This window comes from Anaeromassilibacillus sp. An200 (assembly GCF_002160025.1).
Lineage (GTDB): Bacteria > Bacillota > Clostridia > Oscillospirales > Acutalibacteraceae > Caccousia > Caccousia stercoris.
In genome coordinates, this window is the sequence record NZ_NFJU01000006.1 from 112,874 (window position 1) to 130,638 (window position 17,765).

17 protein-coding genes and 2 pseudogenes are annotated in these 17,765 nt (G+C 51.9%); 4 read left to right on the forward strand and 15 right to left on the reverse strand.

Annotated features, from left to right (window positions below):
• Positions 1-551: 551 nt before the first annotated feature.
• Complete coding sequence (locus tag B5F35_RS04815) at positions 552-1,238, reverse strand: hypothetical protein (protein WP_087238594.1); 687 nt, start codon at positions 1,236-1,238, stop codon at positions 552-554.
• A gap of 94 nt (positions 1,239-1,332) precedes the next feature.
• Positions 1,333-1,542 (reverse strand): annotated as a pseudogene (locus B5F35_RS18390) (manganese catalase family protein); the annotation flags it as partial.
• 106 nt (positions 1,543-1,648) lie between these two features.
• Between B5F35_RS18390 and B5F35_RS04825 the strand changes: the two are divergent.
• Positions 1,649-2,767: an RNA-guided endonuclease InsQ/TnpB family protein gene (locus B5F35_RS04825; RefSeq protein ID WP_162611332.1), complete on the forward strand. Its 1,119-nt coding sequence runs from the start codon at positions 1,649-1,651 to the stop codon at positions 2,765-2,767.
• Between the two features lie 222 nt (positions 2,768-2,989).
• Here the strand turns inward: B5F35_RS04825 and B5F35_RS04830 are convergent, their stop codons facing one another.
• Together B5F35_RS04830 and B5F35_RS04835 are read right to left on the reverse strand one after the other, a co-directional pair.
• The gene (locus B5F35_RS04830) at positions 2,990-3,835 is read right to left on the reverse strand and encodes a GNAT family N-acetyltransferase (protein WP_087238600.1); all 846 of its coding nucleotides are present in this window, start codon (positions 3,833-3,835) and stop codon (positions 2,990-2,992) included.
• 46 nt (positions 3,836-3,881) lie between these two features.
• The gene (locus tag B5F35_RS04835) at positions 3,882-6,314 is read right to left on the reverse strand and encodes a hypothetical protein (RefSeq protein ID WP_140401146.1); all 2,433 of its coding nucleotides are present in this window, start codon (positions 6,312-6,314) and stop codon (positions 3,882-3,884) included.
• Between the two features lie 193 nt (positions 6,315-6,507).
• On the opposite strand from B5F35_RS04835, the gene B5F35_RS18395 reads away from it, so the two are divergent.
• Positions 6,508-6,765, forward strand: coding sequence for a hypothetical protein (locus B5F35_RS18395; protein ID WP_140401147.1), 258 nt, complete (start codon positions 6,508-6,510; stop codon positions 6,763-6,765).
• 86 nt (positions 6,766-6,851) lie between these two features.
• Positions 6,852-8,423, forward strand: a complete 1,572-nt coding sequence (locus B5F35_RS04840) for a recombinase family protein (RefSeq protein WP_087238603.1) — start codon at positions 6,852-6,854, stop codon at positions 8,421-8,423.
• Between the two features lie 78 nt (positions 8,424-8,501).
• Here B5F35_RS04840 and B5F35_RS04845 read toward each other — a convergent pair.
• The 3 genes and pseudogenes from B5F35_RS04845 to B5F35_RS04855 form a co-directional block, all read right to left on the reverse strand.
• A pseudogene (locus B5F35_RS04845) lies at positions 8,502-8,909 on the reverse strand (manganese catalase family protein); the annotation flags it as partial.
• Positions 8,909-9,169 (reverse strand): spore coat protein CotJB, encoded by a 261-nt coding sequence (locus B5F35_RS04850; protein ID WP_087238607.1) that lies wholly within the window; start codon positions 9,167-9,169, stop codon positions 8,909-8,911. The pseudogene B5F35_RS04845 and the gene B5F35_RS04850, both read right to left, overlap by 1 nt.
• Positions 9,166-9,363, reverse strand: coding sequence for a spore coat associated protein CotJA (locus B5F35_RS04855; RefSeq protein ID WP_087238609.1), 198 nt, complete (start codon positions 9,361-9,363; stop codon positions 9,166-9,168). Before B5F35_RS04855 ends, B5F35_RS04850 begins: the two co-directional genes overlap by 4 nt.
• Before the next feature lie 119 nt (positions 9,364-9,482).
• Between B5F35_RS04855 and B5F35_RS04860 the strand changes: the two genes are divergently transcribed.
• Positions 9,483-10,679: an ROK family transcriptional regulator gene (locus B5F35_RS04860; protein ID WP_242969404.1), complete on the forward strand. Its 1,197-nt coding sequence runs from the start codon at positions 9,483-9,485 to the stop codon at positions 10,677-10,679.
• 55 nt (positions 10,680-10,734) lie between these two features.
• On the opposite strand, the gene B5F35_RS04865 is transcribed toward B5F35_RS04860, so the two are convergent.
• The 8 genes from B5F35_RS04865 to B5F35_RS04900 form a co-directional block, all read right to left on the reverse strand.
• Positions 10,735-11,586: a helix-turn-helix transcriptional regulator gene (locus B5F35_RS04865; RefSeq protein WP_087238611.1), complete on the reverse strand. Its 852-nt coding sequence runs from the start codon at positions 11,584-11,586 to the stop codon at positions 10,735-10,737.
• A 237-nt stretch (positions 11,587-11,823) separates the two neighbouring features.
• Positions 11,824-12,546: a phosphocholine cytidylyltransferase family protein gene (locus B5F35_RS04870; RefSeq protein WP_087238613.1), complete on the reverse strand. Its 723-nt coding sequence runs from the start codon at positions 12,544-12,546 to the stop codon at positions 11,824-11,826.
• 28 nt (positions 12,547-12,574) lie between these two features.
• Positions 12,575-13,120: a DUF2284 domain-containing protein gene (locus tag B5F35_RS04875; protein WP_087238615.1), complete on the reverse strand. Its 546-nt coding sequence runs from the start codon at positions 13,118-13,120 to the stop codon at positions 12,575-12,577.
• Positions 13,117-13,845: an SDR family NAD(P)-dependent oxidoreductase gene (locus tag B5F35_RS04880; RefSeq protein WP_087238617.1), complete on the reverse strand. Its 729-nt coding sequence runs from the start codon at positions 13,843-13,845 to the stop codon at positions 13,117-13,119. The genes B5F35_RS04875 and B5F35_RS04880 overlap by 4 nt, the downstream gene beginning before the upstream one ends.
• Before the next feature lie 80 nt (positions 13,846-13,925).
• A complete protein-coding gene (locus tag B5F35_RS04885) occupies positions 13,926-14,750 on the reverse strand; it encodes a PHP domain-containing protein (RefSeq protein ID WP_087238619.1) in 825 nt (274 codons plus the stop codon).
• Positions 14,747-15,301, reverse strand: coding sequence for an adenylyl-sulfate kinase (locus tag B5F35_RS04890; RefSeq protein ID WP_087238621.1), 555 nt, complete (start codon positions 15,299-15,301; stop codon positions 14,747-14,749). Before B5F35_RS04890 ends, B5F35_RS04885 begins: the two co-directional genes overlap by 4 nt.
• A 19-nt stretch (positions 15,302-15,320) precedes the next feature.
• Complete coding sequence (locus tag B5F35_RS04895; RefSeq protein WP_087238623.1) at positions 15,321-17,354, reverse strand: hypothetical protein; 2,034 nt, start codon at positions 17,352-17,354, stop codon at positions 15,321-15,323.
• Positions 17,355-17,661: 307 nt separating this feature from the next.
• A partial coding sequence (locus tag B5F35_RS04900) for a flagellin (protein WP_275532248.1) occupies positions 17,662-17,765 on the reverse strand: 104 nt, incomplete at its 5' end.

Below are 17,765 nucleotides of genomic sequence, written 5' to 3' on the forward strand. Positions count from 1 at the left end.
TCCTATGAGATCTGAAAAGGCACACAAAAAGAAAAACAGCACTTTTCCCTGTATGGTCAGAGCTCACCACGGAAAGCGGTTAAGCTTTCGGTGTTTTCCCTGTGGACTCTTTCCTCTGCGGGACACCTCTGTTTTCTCTTTTCAAAATGCCTTTTGTTTACACCATATCTCATTCCCAGAAGGAATCCCGGTTTCATCCCTGAGCAAAAGAAATCAACAATCAAAGGTTTCAAAGCAGTCTCATATGGGCTGCACAGAGTTTGGAAAAAATGCTGTATGGCTCCAAAGGAGGAAATCGAGCCTATTAGAAAAATTTGATTATTTCAGATAAATTTCCTTCTGTTGGAAATTATAATAGCACAAAATAACGTAAAAGGCTATAATTTCAAAAGAAAAACTGTACAAAAGAGTGTAAAAATTTTGGGTTGAATTTTGTTATATAAAAAAATTCCATCTACTTGATTTTTATATTATTCCATTTTATGAAATAAATGGAATATCTGCATTAAAAAACAGCCGACCCCATTGGGATCGGCTGTTCATGCGGCGTATTACGCAATGGATTGGAAGAAAGAGGGCTGTTCCTGCTGCTGTTCAAACAGTTTGGAGATGGAGTCTGCGCGGGTTGTGGTGCGTGTAGTGCCGCCCGAGACGTACGTTTTTCCGCACTCAGGGCAGATTGCGGTGTGCAAGGTCACCGACTGGCTGACAACTTCACGGTTTTCCCGTCTGGCCTGTGCCTGTTCGCGCACAACATGCTCCTGTTCATGTCCCCGCACAACGGCAGCGGCCTGTTCAGGCGCAATTTTGGAAGGGGTCTTGAAGGAAACGCCGGGATCGTTGGAGCCATCCTGATATTTCCGTTCCTTGCAGGTCTGGCATTCGCCTTCCTCCATGACCTCCTGCGCGGACTTCGTTTCTTCCGCCGGTGCGCTTTCCGTGGGTGTATTGCCCTGCGCGGTGTCGTCCTGGGCATACTGGATGCGGCCTCTTACTGCCATTGCAGTAAAATCCGCGCCTTCCCGCACAAACGAAAGCGGTCCGTCATCCTGCGCCGCGGGTTGTGAAACCCCGCGCTGTACCGGTTCCGTTTTGGAAACGGGGGGAACGGGCGTGGTCTGAGCAGGAGACACCCTGCTGATTGCCTCTGTTCCATTGGAAGAACCCTGCGTGTAGAGAGAGCCATAGGAGGAGTACGCATAAGCACGATAGGCCCCTGCGGAACTTACTCCAAACATATCCGCCACCCTTTCTGCGTGAAGCTGAAAATGATCTTTATTAATCTATATTATATCGTATTTGGGCGGATTTCTCAAGGGAAAATCTTCCTTTTCAGCGTTTCCGGTCAAACTCAGGGTTGAAAGCATAGAAATTTTTGGAGTCCAGCTTGTCGGTCGTCAGGCGCAGGCCCTCGCCGAAACGCTGGTAGTGTACGACTTCGCGCGCACGCAGGAAGCGGATGGGATCCCGTACGTCGGGATCGTCGCAGAACCGGAGAATGTTATCGTAAGTGGTGCGTGCTTTCTGTTCTGCTGCAACTTCATAACCATAACCTAAAGTACATAAAATGAAAAAAGGAAGCAAACCCTTTCTATCGAAGAGTATCTTACATCCTGAAAGAAGAGCTTCGGAAAGGAGGGAAGAGAAGATGGAAAAAACGTATCGCGGGCAAAAATTCCGCTTGTATCCCACCAGCGAGCAGAAGGCAGAGATCGAAAAGACCTTTGGCGGGACGCGCTTCGTGTGGAACTATTTTCTGGAACGAACAGAAAAGGCCCTGGAACGGAGAGGGGAAGCGCTTTCCACATATGAGTGCAATCGAATTTTGACAAAAATGCGAAAGGAATGGTTTCTCTGGCTGGATGAGATTGGTATTACCGCTTTGCAAAAGGCCATAGCGAATCTGTTCGCAGCTCGTCGTTTTGCAAAGCGGCAGCAGAGGGATCCACATGCCTTGTTCAGGAGTAAGAAGTCTCCCCGGCAGGACTTCACCACGGCCAAATCGATCCATGTGACAGAATCTTATGTGCAGATCCCGTGTATTGGGCGGGTCCGCTGCCGAAAGCGCCCGGTGCTGCCGGGAAATCCGGTGGAGGTAAAGATTTCAAAAACGGCCGCAGGAAAATATTATGCGTCCGTTGTTTTCGTATCGGAGCAGGCGCCGCGGTCCATGCCGAATTCTGTTGTATCCGGAGAGATTGGTTTGGCGCTTTCCTATTCTGGATTTGTTGTGGATACAGCCGGGAATCAATATGTACGGCAAGGGGCGAAAAAGGAGAATCAGCGGTTGATCCGAAAGACACGCACTCTGAGACGAAAGAAGCTGGGTTCCATTCGTGCACAAAAGACCTGGCGGGAACTTGTTCGTCTGCGGGAACGTATCTATTATCGGAATAAGGAGTTTCACCACAAGCTGACAAAGAAAATTGCAGACGAGAACCAAGTCATAGCAATAGACCATCCGGCTGTGGCGAATCTCCCCGATGCTCAGGAATACAAGCGGACCTTGCAAACGTTCTCATGGACAGATTTTTTCGTGACTCTCCGGCGCAAGGCTCAGGAGAGAGGACGGCTGTTCTTTTCTGTCGAACGGCGCATTCCTGGCCTTTGTTTCTGTCCCAAATGCAGCGAGGCGTTCCTCATGCAGCCGCCCTTCCTGCCGGAACAGCGCCGTTGTCTGTTTTGCGGTGCTGTGTACGAGGATAGCTTTGCTGCCGCTTCCAACGCGCTGGAGGAAGCTCGCGAGCGGCTGCGGTTTGTCAGGTAAAGCCCCAGGATTTCTACGGATTAGATCCGCCGGAAGGAACGCCTGTGGAGATCGATAAGTCAGGCCAAGCGCCCGCCCGGTCGCAGAAGCAGGAAGAAAAGAAACATCCGTGTGAACAAGACGGTCAGAGCGTTTTGTTCACAGAAAACATGGATGTGGATTTTCGGATCTCAGGCTCAAGAACAAACGGAGGCAGTAACAGCCGCCGCACAAAAGGAAATGTCACGCTCCCGCTGCCTCTTCCGCCTGAAGCTGCCGGGTAAACACACAGATCGCTGACTCCTGCCGGAAGCTTTCGCCGCCGAGCTTCCTCATGAGTTCTATCTCAGAGGGCAGCAGCGTGGCGGCGCGCACAAGTGTTTTGGGCGGAAAGCTGCGGGAAAGGGCGCGGCAGGCGGCAGAAAGCAGGCCGCGCACCGCCTGCGCGCCGGATGCATAGAGCCAGAGGATCTCAACATTCTGCCCGCTGGGCGCAAGCAAAACACAGCCCTGGATTTCCCCGTTTTCCAGCCACACCATGCTTTCTCGCCCCAGCAGACCGCGCAGGTCGGGCAGCTCCGCGCCGCGGCCCGCCCTCACATAGGCAGCCTGGAATGCGCGAAGCTTATAGGCGGGAACGGTTTCGAGTGGGATGGCCTGGCGGGGTGCGGATCCGCCGAGCGGCCCGGAAGTGAGCACGGAAAGCGGCACCGTGCAGACAAGCGCGCTCTCCTCTTCCTCAAACCCACAGGCCCGGAACAGCGAGCAGGCGGCTTCCTGCCCTTGATCCTGCTCCGAAAGGCTGACATATGCCTCCGCCCGACGAACGCCGGAAGCGGCAGCGGCCCTGCACAGCGCCTGCACAAGCGCCGTTCCCATGCCGCGGCGGCGGCAGGTTCCATCCACAGAAACGCGGCGGATGATCACGTCCTCTCCCACGCAGAAAGCCGCAAGGGCGGCACGGGCACGGCCGCTCTCCTCACAGCCGAGCGCTACGGGAACCCCGCGCTCGCCCGCCGGCAGCGAACCGGTCAGAAGCGGCTCATATGCGCCGGGATGGCGCGGATCGATGGAAACAATAGTCGTCATTGCGAAATTTTCCTCCTTCTCACAGCAGGCGGTTCACCGGATGGGCTTATACCCTGTTTCCTGAGAGATCCTGCTTTGTCTTAATGTAAGACTCCATCTCCGCGTCGCTCGGAAGCGGGTTGTCCTCCTGATAATATCCTATCATGCCCTTCTGGCCCTGGCGGTAAAGACCGACGGCGGAATGCGTTGTGAGCGGGGAAACGACAAACTGGGTGGTTTCCGCTGCGAACGCCTCCACGGTGATGGCGGTACCGTCTCCCATGGTGCCGGCGTTGCCCGCCTCATGATAGTCGTACTTCACAAACGGCTTCAACAAGTCATGCAGTTGATCAAACTCATTTTTATATGTATCTTGCATTTTCAGCCGTTCCTCTTCGGAGAGTTCCTCATAACCCCGGAATTTCTGCTCCATATCCGTGATGTCCCGCAGAATCTTCTCATCCTGGGAGCCGGGTTCGGGATGACCGTTTTCCGGCGTGTATTTCTTACGCAGAAATGACAGGCAGCGGTTTGGGTAGCGGGTTTCATGCGAGCGTATGGAAAACGCAAGCTGCCGGCGCGTGTCGTCAAGGAAAGTCGAGCCGAAGGCATTATAGGCCTGTGCATTGGCGGAGCAAGCATTGATCAGCGGGATCTCGGGATTGTCCTCGTCCAGCTCCCGGATCTTCCGCAGCTCTTCAAGGGCCTCGTCTGCATCGTCAAACATTTTCCCAATGGCGTGCAGCCGCTCATCGATTTCCTGTTGGTCCTTTCCCTGCATTTTCTCGCGTTCCTCCTGCAGGCGCACAGCTCTGGCTTCCTCTTTGGTCTGTCCTTCCGTTCCGGGATACAGCTTTTTCACCGAAGAGACAAAACCGTTGAGCACATTTCCTAAGGCTTCTGCGTTGAATACACCGGATGCATAATAGCCGCCTGCCTTATCCCTGTATTCCAAATAGGGGAACATATCAGCGATGCCCCGTTTGATTTCCTCCCGCTGTTTTTCTTCCGGATAGAGCTCCTTCAGCGCGGCGTCAAACGTGTCGTTCAGCAAATTCCGCGCGTCCTCGCGGAACGGCTCAAACTTTTCAACCATGCTGTGATCGGAGAAGAAGTACAGCAGCTTTTCCATGGTCTCTCCCGCATTGGTTTTCAAAACGCCGTCCGCACCGATCAAAGAGGCAGCAATCACCTTCATGAACTGTTGATACGGCTTGCGGAGAACCACATGTCTTGTCTTCCCCTCCGCGTTCGTTTCCTCCACCGTTTCAGGCAGCGTCGGGCGCAGTTCCGCCAGGCCGGGATGCCCCTCCACCGGTTTGTCGAAGAGCAGCCCGCGAGAAGACATCACCACCATCTTTGCCTGCTCCTGTGTGAGGATCTGGTGGAAGCTGGCCATGCCATATTCCTTCACGGCTTGTTCCGAAATATTTTTCACAACGCTCGCCTGTCGGGAAAGCAGGGCGGCCTCCTGGCGCTTCTGCTTGTTTTCTTCCCGGATTTGCGCCAGCAGCCTTTGTTCCGCTTCCCGTTCGGTGCAATGTGTATCAGCCATGATCTTTTGCTTGCTCTCCCGATAGGAGCTCATGGTCTCTTCCTTCTTGTAAAGGGAAAAGGGTCCGTCCGAAGAGAACAGGTTCTGGCTTGCTTGGGTTGACATACCCACATTGCGCTGAAGAATAAATTCCAGATCATTCACTTGCTTGCGCTCATAATCCATCTTGTTGCCGTACTGTTCCGACAGACGGTTTGCAGCCTTCTGGAAAAGATCGCTCGCCTTGAACTCCGCTTCCAGGAGAACGGGAAGATCCAGGGAAGAAAGCGCAACAGGGATGCGTTCCTCCGAAAGCTTCGCCATCGCATCCTCGTGCTTATCAAATTCCTTTAAAAGAGCTGCGGCTACATCATCATCCTCCACCTGCGCGGCAATCGCCATGCGATAGCTGGGGAAGGTGGTTCGGAGATCTGCTGTGGCTTCAAACCGATCCGCCACATTTGGCACAAGCGCAACCAACCGGCGGGACGCCGTTCTCAGAACCAGCTCCGCGTTTGCTTCGGTCTGATCCTGGGCAAACGTATTGAGCGCTGTTAAGAATTCGTCATCCTTCATCAGGAGATCGTGCTGCCGCTGGTTCTCCTTCTGCTCCTCCTGTTGTGCGCGCTCCCGTTCCTCTGCCTTGCGGCGCTGTTCTTCTTCCTGGCGGCGGCGCTCTGCTTTTTTTTCACGTTTTTTGCGGCGGGAACGCGCTATCTTGGACTCGGAAGCCGCCTGCTCCTGCTGCATCGGCGCGGCGGGTTCCTCCGGCGGCTCCTGCGCGCCAGCTGGAGGGAATGCGCTCTGGATATGGGCGGCTATCTGCCGCTCCTTCTGTTCCGTGTGCGATTCTTCCAACTGCTGCGGCTGTTCGGGTCCCGCCTGCTTGCGGCGCTGCACCTGCTGCTGTTCCTGTAGGATCTGCTGTTGCTGTCGCTGCAGCTGTTCCTGCAATTCGTTGCACATATCGTTCTTCCTTTCTGCCCAGCGCCCGGCCGGAATGGCCGCCGCTCCGCAAAGAATTTTCTTCTTTATCATAACAGATTTTTTATCTGTTTGCCTGTTTTTTACGTAATTTTGAGAAAATCTTTAAAAAATGTCCGCGCCCCGTGTGCAAAACGCTGGAACACGGCTCGATAGGACAGGACGGCGACGGTGTATGAATCAGTTTGAAGGCGTTTTTTACATGAGAGAATTCTTCCATATATTGGTTATAAAATCACCAATAGGGAGGTTTGCTATGAGTTATTCAAATGGCGCACAAAATCAAACGAAAGATCATGTGTACAAATCAAACGATGAATATGTGAAAAATGTGTTTCGACAGGACGATGCAGTAAAGGGCAAAACCATGCGCAGCCGTGTCACAGAAATTTTTGCGAAAATGATTAACCAAATTGAAAATCATCACGCATGAAGGAAGAAGCCGTTTTTGTTGGCAGGACAGCGACCCTGTAGTATGATAAAAATAGAAACGGTTTGCTTCCTGAACAGGAGGCTGTCATGAAAGAAATTGTGGCGATATACTGCCGTTTATCCGAAGAGGACCGAAACAAACAAAATGAAACGGATGACAGCAATAGTATCCAGAACCAAAAGGCTATGCTGATCGAGTACGCAGAGGAAAGAGGGTGGAAGATTTACCAGATCTACAGCGACGATGATTACACCGGATCCGACAGGAATCGGCCGGCGTTTCGCCAAATGCTGCGGGATGCGGAAGAGAAAAAATTCAATATCATCCTCTGCAAATCGCAGTCCCGGTTCACTCGCGAACTGGAACTGGTGGAAAAGTACATCAATGGCATTTTCCCGATATGGGGAATCCGATTTGTCAGCATTGTAGATAACGCGGACACCGCCAACAAGGGCAACAAAAAATCCAGGCAGATCAACGGCCTGGTAAACGAATGGTATTTGGAAGATATGTCCGACAATATCCGCAGCGTTCTGACAAACCGCCGGAAGAACGGATTTCACATCGGGGCGTTCGCATTGTACGGATACAAAAAAGATCCGGAGCAGAAAGGGCATTTGATCGTCGATGAGAAAGCCGCTGCCGTTGTCCGCGAAGTGTTTACCCTGTTCGCCCAGGGATACGGGAAGACAGCGATTGCCCGGATGCTGAACGACAGGGGGATCCCAAATCCGACCGAATACAAACGGCTGTGCGGATTGCGGTATCGGGGGGCGAAAAGCAGGAACAGTACGCTTTGGAAATATTACTCCATTGGTGATATACTGAAGAACGAAATTTACATCGGCAATATGGTGCAGGGAAAATACGGGAGTGTTTCCTACAAAACAAAGCAGAGCAAGCCCCGTCCCAAAAGGGAATGGTATATTGTGAAAGGGACTCATGAACCCATTATCGACCGGGATTTGTGGGACAGGGTACAGCGGATGCTGGCACAGCGGAGCAAACCGTTCCAGAACGGAAAGATTGGAATTTTTGCCCAAAAGGTTCGCTGCGCTAACTGTGGGTACACGCTGCGATCCTGCAAGAGTGCTCCCCAGCGGGGCAGCCAGCATTACCTGCATTGTCCGAATCGTCATTATGCGAAGGATTCCTGCGCGGGCGCTTTTATTTCCGTGAACCGGTTGGAGCAATATGTGCTGAAGGAAATCGACGCACTCGCAGAGCAGTATCTGGACAAAGACGAGCTGGAGCAGAAGCTGGGGTTTGACAGCACGATGCAGAGAAAGAAAAAACAGATTCTTGCTGAAATAGCCGCTTATGAGAAAAAGGCCAGAGAATATGCCAAAGGGATCCGGGAGCTGTACCTGGACAAAGTGCGTGGCCTTCTCTCTGAATGTGATTATCTGGAACTGTCTCAGAATTTTGCAGAGGATCGCAGCCGTATCCAAGCTCTGATAGAGGAGAAGGAAAAGCAGCTCGCAGACGTGGAAGAGAAACTCGAAGCAGGGGATACCCGCCGCGCTATTATTGAAAAGTACGCGCATTTGGATCATCTGACTCGCGAGATAGTGGAGATCCTGATCGACTATATTACGGTTGGAAAACGCGTTCCGGGAACCAGAAATGTCCCGATCGAGATACACTGGAATATTTAACAATAAAAATAGATCGAATTCAGCGAAACACCGAAAACACTTTAAAAAGGTATTTTGTTATAGATGAAAAGGTGCAGCATCTGCCGCCATATTTTCATGGAGATCGGTGATGGCGTCTCCGGCCACAGCGAGAGAACCGGCACTGAAGGGGACACCGTTTGCGTCGGCGGGGTATATGCCGGTGGTGTGATCGATGAAGTACGAATCAAATCCAGCTTCTTTGATTTGCTGAGGGGTGAGATTGCGAGTCAGCTGGTATACAATGGTTCCCACCATTTCCAGATGCCCCAGCTCTTCCGTCCCGATATCCGTGAGAATGGCTTTGAGCTCCGGATAGGGCATGGTATAGCGCTGGGAAAGGTAGCGCAGGGAAGCACCCAGTTCGCCGTTCGGGCCGCCATATTGGGCGCAGATCAGCTTTGCCAGCGCGGGGTTCGGATTTTTGATTCGGATCGGATATTGCAGCTTTTTTTCATACACCCACATCAGGCGTCCTCCTCCTCTCCCGTTTCCCAGGGCCACGGACCGGTGATCCAGGCCCAGCGGCTGGTGTTGGCGCTTGTTTCGTTCATGGGACCGTAGGCGGCCTCATATTCTTTGATCAGAGCGGCTGTTTTCGTGCGGTATTCCTCGAGCTTCTTGGCTGCTTCGCAGTCGTTGGGGTGTGTGTCGAGAAACATATGCAGTTCCCATTGGGCGAATTGCATGGCGCGGATTCGCCGAAAAAGGCGTTCTTGTTCGTTCATGACCGCGGCTCCTTTCCACCGGCAAACGGTTTGTTCAGATCGGGGAACAGGGTGCCGTTATCCAGTGCCTGTTCCGGTTGATAGGTGGCTCCGTACTGTTGGAAGGGAACATATGCCATAGCAGGCACGGGATCCTCGGGAAGAGGAGCCGGGCTGCGCAGATCGCAGGACTGTCCATCCAGCTTTTCAGACATGTTGCATCAACTCTCCTTTCGGGGAAGAAAACCCCTCGCATTATTGTATGAGAGAGGGCAGATGAGTGTGAAAAAGGATAAAACGGGGAGGCTTGCAATTCCTTTGAAAATCCCGTATCATGAAAAGGAACATTGATTTTCCGGGAGGCTGGATACCTGATGAAGAGGAAGCCTGCCCCGCCCGGCAGGAGGAGGATGTGAGCGGGATGGTGCGAAACGGGATGGAACTTCGCCGCCTCAACCGGAACCGGATTTTCCGGGCTGTCTATGAGAGCGGACGTGTTTCCCAGCAGGAGCTGGCTTTTCGCCTGGGACTGAGCCTTCCCACCATTGCGCAGAATCTGCGGATTCTCTGTGAGGAGGGTCTGCTGAAGGAGGACGGTTCCTTTGCTTCTACCGGAGGACGGCCCGCACGCGGCGTCTCCTGCATTCGGGATGCAAGACTGGCCGTCGGTTTGGACGTCACACGCGGCCATGTCAGCGCCGTGCTCACGGATCTCAGCGGCGAAATTGTGCGGGGGATCCGCCGGGCGGTTCCTTTTTCTGATACAGAAGCGTATTATCGGGAATTAGGGGAGATCGCGCGGAAAGTGATCGGAGAGACGCCCCCGGAGCGCCTGCTGGGGGCAGGAGTGTCTTTTCCTGGGATCCTGGCGGCGGAAGGTGGGATCCGAAGCTCTCATGTGCTCGGTCTTGGGGCGCGTCAGGAGGAGGATTTTACCCGTTTTTTACCTTGCCGCGCCATGCTCTGCAATGATGCCAGTGCCGCGGGGCGGGCGGAGTTATGGGGAAGAGAGGGAGAAAACAGCGCTGTTTATCTCTCTTTGAGCAACAGTGTCGGCGGCGCGATCCTGCTGGGCGGCAGCTTGTATGAGGGGGAAAACCTGCGGGCCGCGGAATTCGGCCACATGACGCTTGTACCGGATGGGCTTCCCTGCTATTGCGGGAAAAAAGGCTGTCTCGATGCTTACTGTGCCGCCGGGATTTTGTCGAATGGGTACGGCGGAAGCCTGGACGCTTTTTTCACGGCGTTGGACCGGGGAGAGAAAGCGGCTTCCTCCCGTTGGGATGCCTATCTGCGTTCTCTTGCTGTGGCAGTGAACAGCCTGCATATGGCGTTTGACTGCCCGGTAATTCTGGGAGGGTATGTGGGGGCGTATATGGTACCGTATATGGAGCGGCTGCGAGCGATGGCGTCCGCTCTCGATACCTTTGGCGGGGATGGTTCCTATTTACAGCCCTGCCTGTATCGCCGGGAGGCTTCCGCCGTGGGGGCAGCCCTTCTGTTTATTGAGCCGTTTATGGAGTCTATCTAAAAAAGAAAAAGGCAGCTCACACGCAATGCCATGTGAGCTGCCTTTTGTTTCTGTGTTATTCTTTTGTCCCCTGTTCCCGGCGGATACGTTTGCGGTATTCGCCCGGCGATTCTCCCACAGCCTTTTGAAAGACCTGTGCAAAATAGGATTGTGAGGAAAAGCCCACAGTCCCCGCAATCTGCGAGATGGGGTGAGAGGTGTCGCGAAGCAGGGCGCAGGCTTCCTCTACACGTCGTGCGTTCAAATAGTTGATGGGCGACATGCCGATGTATTCCCGAAACGCATGCGCCAGATAATATTTGTTCAGACGACTGATCTCTGCCAGGTGATCCAGTGAAATCGGGTGGCGGAAATTCTCGTCGATATACCGTTTGACCGCGGAGCATTCCCGGGCGGTCCGTTTGGGCGTATGGATGGACAGCTCCTGTGGATGAAGCCGTTTGATCAGCAGCAGGATAGATTGAAAGGCATATTGCGACAATTTTTCATAATATGGCTGCTCGGTTTCCATTTCGGTAAGCAGCAGACGCAGAAAAAAGCGGATCTCGCTTCGGATGGTCCGGCAGTGGAAAATTCCGCAGCTGCTCCATGTCCCGCTGCCGGAAGGATCCAGATAGATTCCTTCCACTCCAACAGATACATATTCCACGATCCCGGTTCCGTGTGGCTGCTCGGTATGTCCCGCGTCGGGATTGATCATAATCAGATCATCCTCCCGCAGAGAGTGGGATTCTCCTTCCGACAAAAAATCAATTTCCCCGCGAAGGACATAGAAAAACTCGGCAAATGGATGTGAATGCGGTGCGCCGTTCCAGTCTCCCTCGTAGTGGGAGGAGGACGCATATAAAAGGCTGGCGCTCACGGAATTGCTTCCCAGTGTACGCAGAGTAAATGGAATGTTGCTCATGGCGATCCTCCTTCCAGGCGGCGCTTCCCATCAATACAATGTGGTCAGCGCGGCATAAGCTTGAAAGAATGCAGCCTCTTTTTCATATTATACTCTGTTTTCTTTTGTGAAGCAATTCTTTTTCATCGAATAGCATAAAAACTGTCGAAATATTGCACAATATTATGAAATTATTGCTAACTATAATTTCATAATACAGAAATATTGATAACAATATTTATAAAAGGGATAAATTGCTTAGTTTTGCGAAGTATTGCGATTCTCTTTTTCATGGATTCTTCTGGCAAACATGAGATCGTCCACGCTGTCTACCTCGGTCCATTCATAGCGTGAAATATCGCAGGTAAACAGACGGAAATTGCGCTCAAAAATCATCTGCACCAGCGCGTCCTCATACCACGTGGTGTATCGCCCATCATCCACCATCTCGGCAATCTGATCGCGCAGCAGGGCGGCGGAGGAAGGATCCAGTTTGGTAACGCCTGCATATTCACCGGTGTAGGAGGTGAGCTGCTTACTCATGACGATCACCTGATCCTCGTCCGCCTGCACGTTATAATCACCATTTGTGACAGAGGAATCCATCAGAACGACAGGACGGGAGGTGGGGACGGTGACAATTTCGCGCAGAAGCTGTTCCGACATCACAATATCGCCGTTGAGAATGGTGACTTCTCCGTTCAGGTACTTGCGCGCAAACCAGAGGGAGGCGATGGAGTTTGTTACCTCATAGAAGGGATTGCAGATCCAGGTGACGCCGGAGACACTTTCCTGCAGAAGGCGGTGCTGAAAGCCGCAGATAACAACAATTTCCCCTTGTGGATCCAGCTTCTGAATCAGGGAAACCATGCGTTTGAGAATGGTGGTACGGCTGTCCAGGGAGAACAGCGTTTTGGGATGCTTGAGCGTAATGGGATGCAGGCGGCTGCCTGTGCCCGCGGCCAAAATGAGATATACCATCTTTCACTTCATCCTTTCTCGATTGGCGTTACCACAGCAGCAGCCCGACGCGGGAAAGCTTTTCGCGCGGCGGGAAGGAGAAATGGAGCCCGGTCTGTTCCTCTACGGTCTTCAGTACATTCACGCCGGTTGCCTCAAACGGAACACGGGCCCAATAGGGATTGTTGCAGTGTTCGGGACCGCATCCATTTTTGCAAAGCTTGCATGAGCCGCCGATAAAGGAGATTGCCATGGGACAATCGTGCTCCCAGAGATATTTTTCCAGAGCCAGAAGCGCATGGTGCAGATCGTTTGTACTTTTGGCACGGATTTCAGAGAAATTGTCTTCATTCACGGCAAACTCAAATAAAACAAAAGCCCCATTATCGTATTCTGCCATCATACGCTGATAGTCAATTTTGGGGAGCCGGGGCGGACATTTCCAGTTCAAATTATAATTTTTGCAGTAAAAACAATTCATCAGGACTCGTTCCTCAAAGCAGAATGCTTTGGGGTTGGCGGGAAGCAGGCGGATTCCCGGATACTGTTCCCGAACCGCATCTGTCAAAGATTCCAAACTCAGCATATGTTTCATTGAAAGCAATACCCCCCGTCTATGTTCACAATCGATCCGTTGATGTAGGGATTTTCCAGAACCTCCACAGCCAAACGGGCTATTTCGTCCGGTTCGGCGAAGCGGTGAAGCGCAATTTTGCTCTCGATCGAACGGCGGATTTCCTGAGGCTTGTTTTTCTGCCACTCCGTTTCCACAAAGCCGGGAGCCACACTGTTTACACGCACGCCGCGATCAGCAAATTCTTTCACAAGCGCCTTAGTCAGATAGTGGACAGCGGCCTTGGATGTGCCATAGGGGAGGGACAAGGCATGCGGGAATTGTCCCATCACTGCTCCGGAGAAAAGCACACAGCCGCCTGGCTGCATCCAGGCGGCGCACAGCTGCGTCAAAAACAGCGGTACGGTGAGATTGAGCCGAAGAACATACTCCCAATCTTCCAGTTTGAGTTCCTGCAGGGAACCTCGCTTGGTGGAAGCGGCGTTCAGCACAAGATAGTCCAGCTTGTGAAAGCGTGGTTCCAGAGCATCCCCAAGCACCTGCACCCCCTCAACAGAGGACAGATCCGCCTGTACAATCTGGTACTTTCCAGCAAATCCAAGAGCGTTGAGCTCATTCTTCAGGCGCTCCGCACTCTCCGCATCCCTGTGATAGTGAAAGGCGACTTCGCAGCCACGACGCAGCAGTTCCATACCTATCGCGAGGCCAATCCCTTTCGTTGATCCGGTGACAACGGCAGTTTTCATGTTTTTTCATTTCCTTCCACCAGGCTGAGCCAGGATATCCATGGCGTCCTGAGCCCGGCCCTTTTCTTTTGTCTGGCTGCTTACGTTTCCGCAAGCAGCCAATCTGTTTCGACAGAAACGGGGCACAGTGGCCTGTCCGCGTGAACCTTCTCGCCGTGGAAGTCGCTGCCCGCGCTGACGTGCAGATCATAGCGGTGCGCGAGGTCAAGATAGTTCCGCACCATCTCCGGGGTATGCTCCGGGTAATAACATTCCAAAGCATCCAGCCCGGCCTGCTCCTTCAAGCGGCGGACCAGTTCTTCCAGCCGCTCCGGTTCATAGTGCAGCTGGCACGGATGTGCCAGCACAGCCTTGCCGCCGGAAGCGTGAATGACGGAAATGCACGACACGGCATCCGCTTTATACCGCTCAATACGCTTGTACTCACTGGTATCGAGGTAGCGGTCGAAGGCTTCCCGTGTGGAGGATACAAAGCCATGCCGCAGAAGCACCTGCGCGAAATGCGGCCGCGCAACCACGCCGCCCTTTGCCAGCTCCTCCACCTCGGAAAGCGGAATCCCCACGCCCTTTTCTTCCAGAAAGGCCGCGATGCGGTATTTGCGCTCGTCCCGGCTGTCCTTGAGCTTTTGGCAGAGCGCTTGCATCTCCGGGCAGTCCTCCCGCAGGCCAAGGCCCACAATGTGCAGATGCCGGTCCTCGCTGGCTCCCAGCTCGATCCCACGCAGCACGGTGATCCCGGTTTCTTCCCCCGCCCGGACGGCTTCGGACAGCCCGTCTATGGTGTCATGGTCGGTGAGGGCCAGGCACTCGATCCCCGCCTTCTGCGCCAGACGCACCAGCTCCGCCGGGCGGTACTGACCGTCCGAGGCAGTGCTGTGCGTGTGCAGATCCACTCTCTGGATCATATGGCTGTCTCCTGCGCTGGGGTGGTAACAGTGTTCAGATGTGGAGTTTCCCCATGCAGCCTGCGCTCGATTTCTTCCACCAATTCCACCGGTGAATTTTGTCCGTCGTTGTGAATAATCAGATCCGGCATGCGTGGTTCTTCAAACGGCAAGTCAACGCCGATCACATTTTTTCCGCTGGTATATAATCCTTTTTGGTTTCGGGAAAGCAGGGTTTCTTTCGTCACCTTGATATAAATTTCCTTGTAGTTTTCAATGTTTTTCCGGTTCCACTCCCGCACGGAATCAAACATAGAAATGCTGCAGCATACCACGTCAATTCCCTGAGCGGCAAGCATCTTACAGATGCGAAAGGCACGTTCTGCCAGTCTGCGCCGATCCTCGAAGGCATAGCCGCTGTCCTCTCCAAATACGGGGCGGATTTCGTCGCCGTCCAGACGCACAACATTCGGCTTTTGTTCTTTCAGTCGCCGGTAAAACAATCCGCCCAGTGTTGTTTTGCCCGCGCCGGAAAGTCCGGTGAAAAAATATACAGTTCCTTTGGTTTCCATTTTGATGGCTCCTTGTTGGTTAGTGATACAGCGGCTGTTCCAGCAGAGCGGGATCCAGTTCCAATTTTTTCATCATTTGCAGGGGTTGGCCGTCCATACTGATGAAATGCAGACCCTTGAGCAGATATTTTGCATATTCAAGACGCTGTTCGTTCATAGTTTCCAGAAGTTTATCTACTTTTTTAGCCACAAGCTTGTCTTTATCCTCATCCAGTTGTTTTTCTATCTCTTCTTTTATTTCTTCGTCTTTCATCTTTTCCTCTACTTCCGGGGGAAGGGTTACATTGGCGTTTTCTTTCAGAGCTCTTGACCATGAAAAACGGATATAGTGGTTGGCGCGCTCAAAATTTGCGATCCTGGCTTGAATCCAGGCTTCATCTACCGGTTCACCTTTGTAATATTGAAAATCGTAACCGTATGCCTCATAGGCATCCCTCATAAAATATTCCAGATATGCTCGCTCATCATCATTGATGTATTCGTCATAGGTCTTGTAAACAGAGGAAGGATCAAATCCACGCGCGTTCCCTTCAAAAGAGAGCGTATTGATACCGCGGAAGGAGGAGCAATAGGTCATGCTTTCCGTATACGGAACATCGAGGAACCTGGCAAGAGCGGTAAACGTGGCTTTCGGATTCAGCTTCCCGTCTTCAAAGCGGACAAGGATGCTGTCCTGATAGAAACGGTCGTGAGGATCCACCAAGTAACTGCGGTTCAGCAGACGCGTGTTGATGGGATCCAGAAGCACAGACTTTTTATTTTCTTCTTCTTCCTTTTCTGTTCGTTTCCTGTCTATTGCAAAGTGAAGAGAACCTCCATAACTGGTTGTAATGCGCCGCATAGGTGTAAAGCTTTTGATATATTTAAATCCTTGGAAAATGGGGGAGGTGCGGATCTGCTCGTATTCTTTGGAATACAGTGTGCTCCAGTCCTTTTTGAGATCTACTACTTTAATTCTGTAATAGATATTGCCAAAGTGTGGCTGGAAAAAGAAAGCTGGTACAATGCGGGAATTGGGATCAGGTTTACAGTAATTTTTTTTATTGCTCAGCATGAAGGCAATAAAACAGTCTTTATCCGTGGGGTTGGAAATCTGAGATAATTTCCGCATCAGCGGGGATTTGATAATGCCTTTACGCAAGGCTTCCTGGATTTTTTTAATATTTTTTTCTAAATTTTCAAACATGACGGATTCCAGCACGACCATGTTTGGGTGACCATAAAATATTTCATTGAAGAAGTCGCCGCCGTTATGAGTAGAAAGCTGGATATGCCAGATCAGGCGGTTGTATTCCCGCAGTCCCACTGGTTTCACGGGATATTGACTGTAATCAATCCCAAACCGTTCCTTGAAATCAATCGGATACTGTTTGATCTCATTTTCTATTAAAAAAACAAATTTTTTGTCATTGAGTAATTTTTTAAAATCGAGACATTGCAAATAAGCACAGAATATGAACCAACTGGTATAATGCAGATAAATATGGTTTTCCCGACCAACCCATTCACTTTTTCTCACGGTATCATGCAGATATTCGATCTGATACTGGGAAAATACATCCGCGGCGAGAATGGGCTTTTCCAGATCTTCGAAAAAATAGCGATCGATTACCGGATGATTGAAATTTACATATTCGCCAAACCGGTTTTCTTTTTTATAAAAAGGGATATACCCATCATCGTCAAAGGGAAAAAACTGAATGGTCAAATCCTCAAAGTTAGGGAAATCATGCCGGAACAGATAAGGATATCGGTTTAAAGCAGTGCAATTGTTTGCGTACCGTTTTTTCTGATCGTCAATATTAGGAAGATAGAAAGCTTGTGTCAACAAATCCATCAACTCCGGCTGAAAGTAGCCACGGTTGTATAGCGAGACAAAAGTTGTAAAAGCTAATTGATAATTTCCTTCTGAGAAGAAAAGATAGCTGGCAGACTCCATCTCTTCTTCCGGGTTTTTGCCCTCAGCTTCCTGTAAAGCAATTAAATAGGCCTGCTGGGCATCCTCTTTCTGATTCAGTTCCGCCAGTCTTCTTGCAATCTCAATTGTTCTCATGAAAGACTTCTCCTTTTGGTATGTCAATCAAAAAGAAAAGGGGACCGGGCGTTTGACCCGGCCCCCTCTTGCTATTGGGAGTGTTTCTGTTTTGTAATTCCTGTACCGGATTACTGGAGCAGCTGCAGGACGCCCTTCGTCGACGCGGACTGTGCTTGTTCGCCCCGCTCCTGATGGAGCAGGACTCACGCGCGTTGTCGCGTCTCCTCTCCCCACAAAAGCCTATGGCTTTTGCGGGGGCCCCGTGCCCCAGGGCGGGGAAGCGGGGAGAGACTATGCAGCCGCATCAGCTGTTAAGCCGCCCGAATTACTGGAGCAGCTGCAGGACGCCCTGGGGCACCTGGTTGGCCTGAGCCAGCATGGCCTGCGCGGACTGCACGAGGATGTTGTTCTTCGTGTAAGCCATCATCT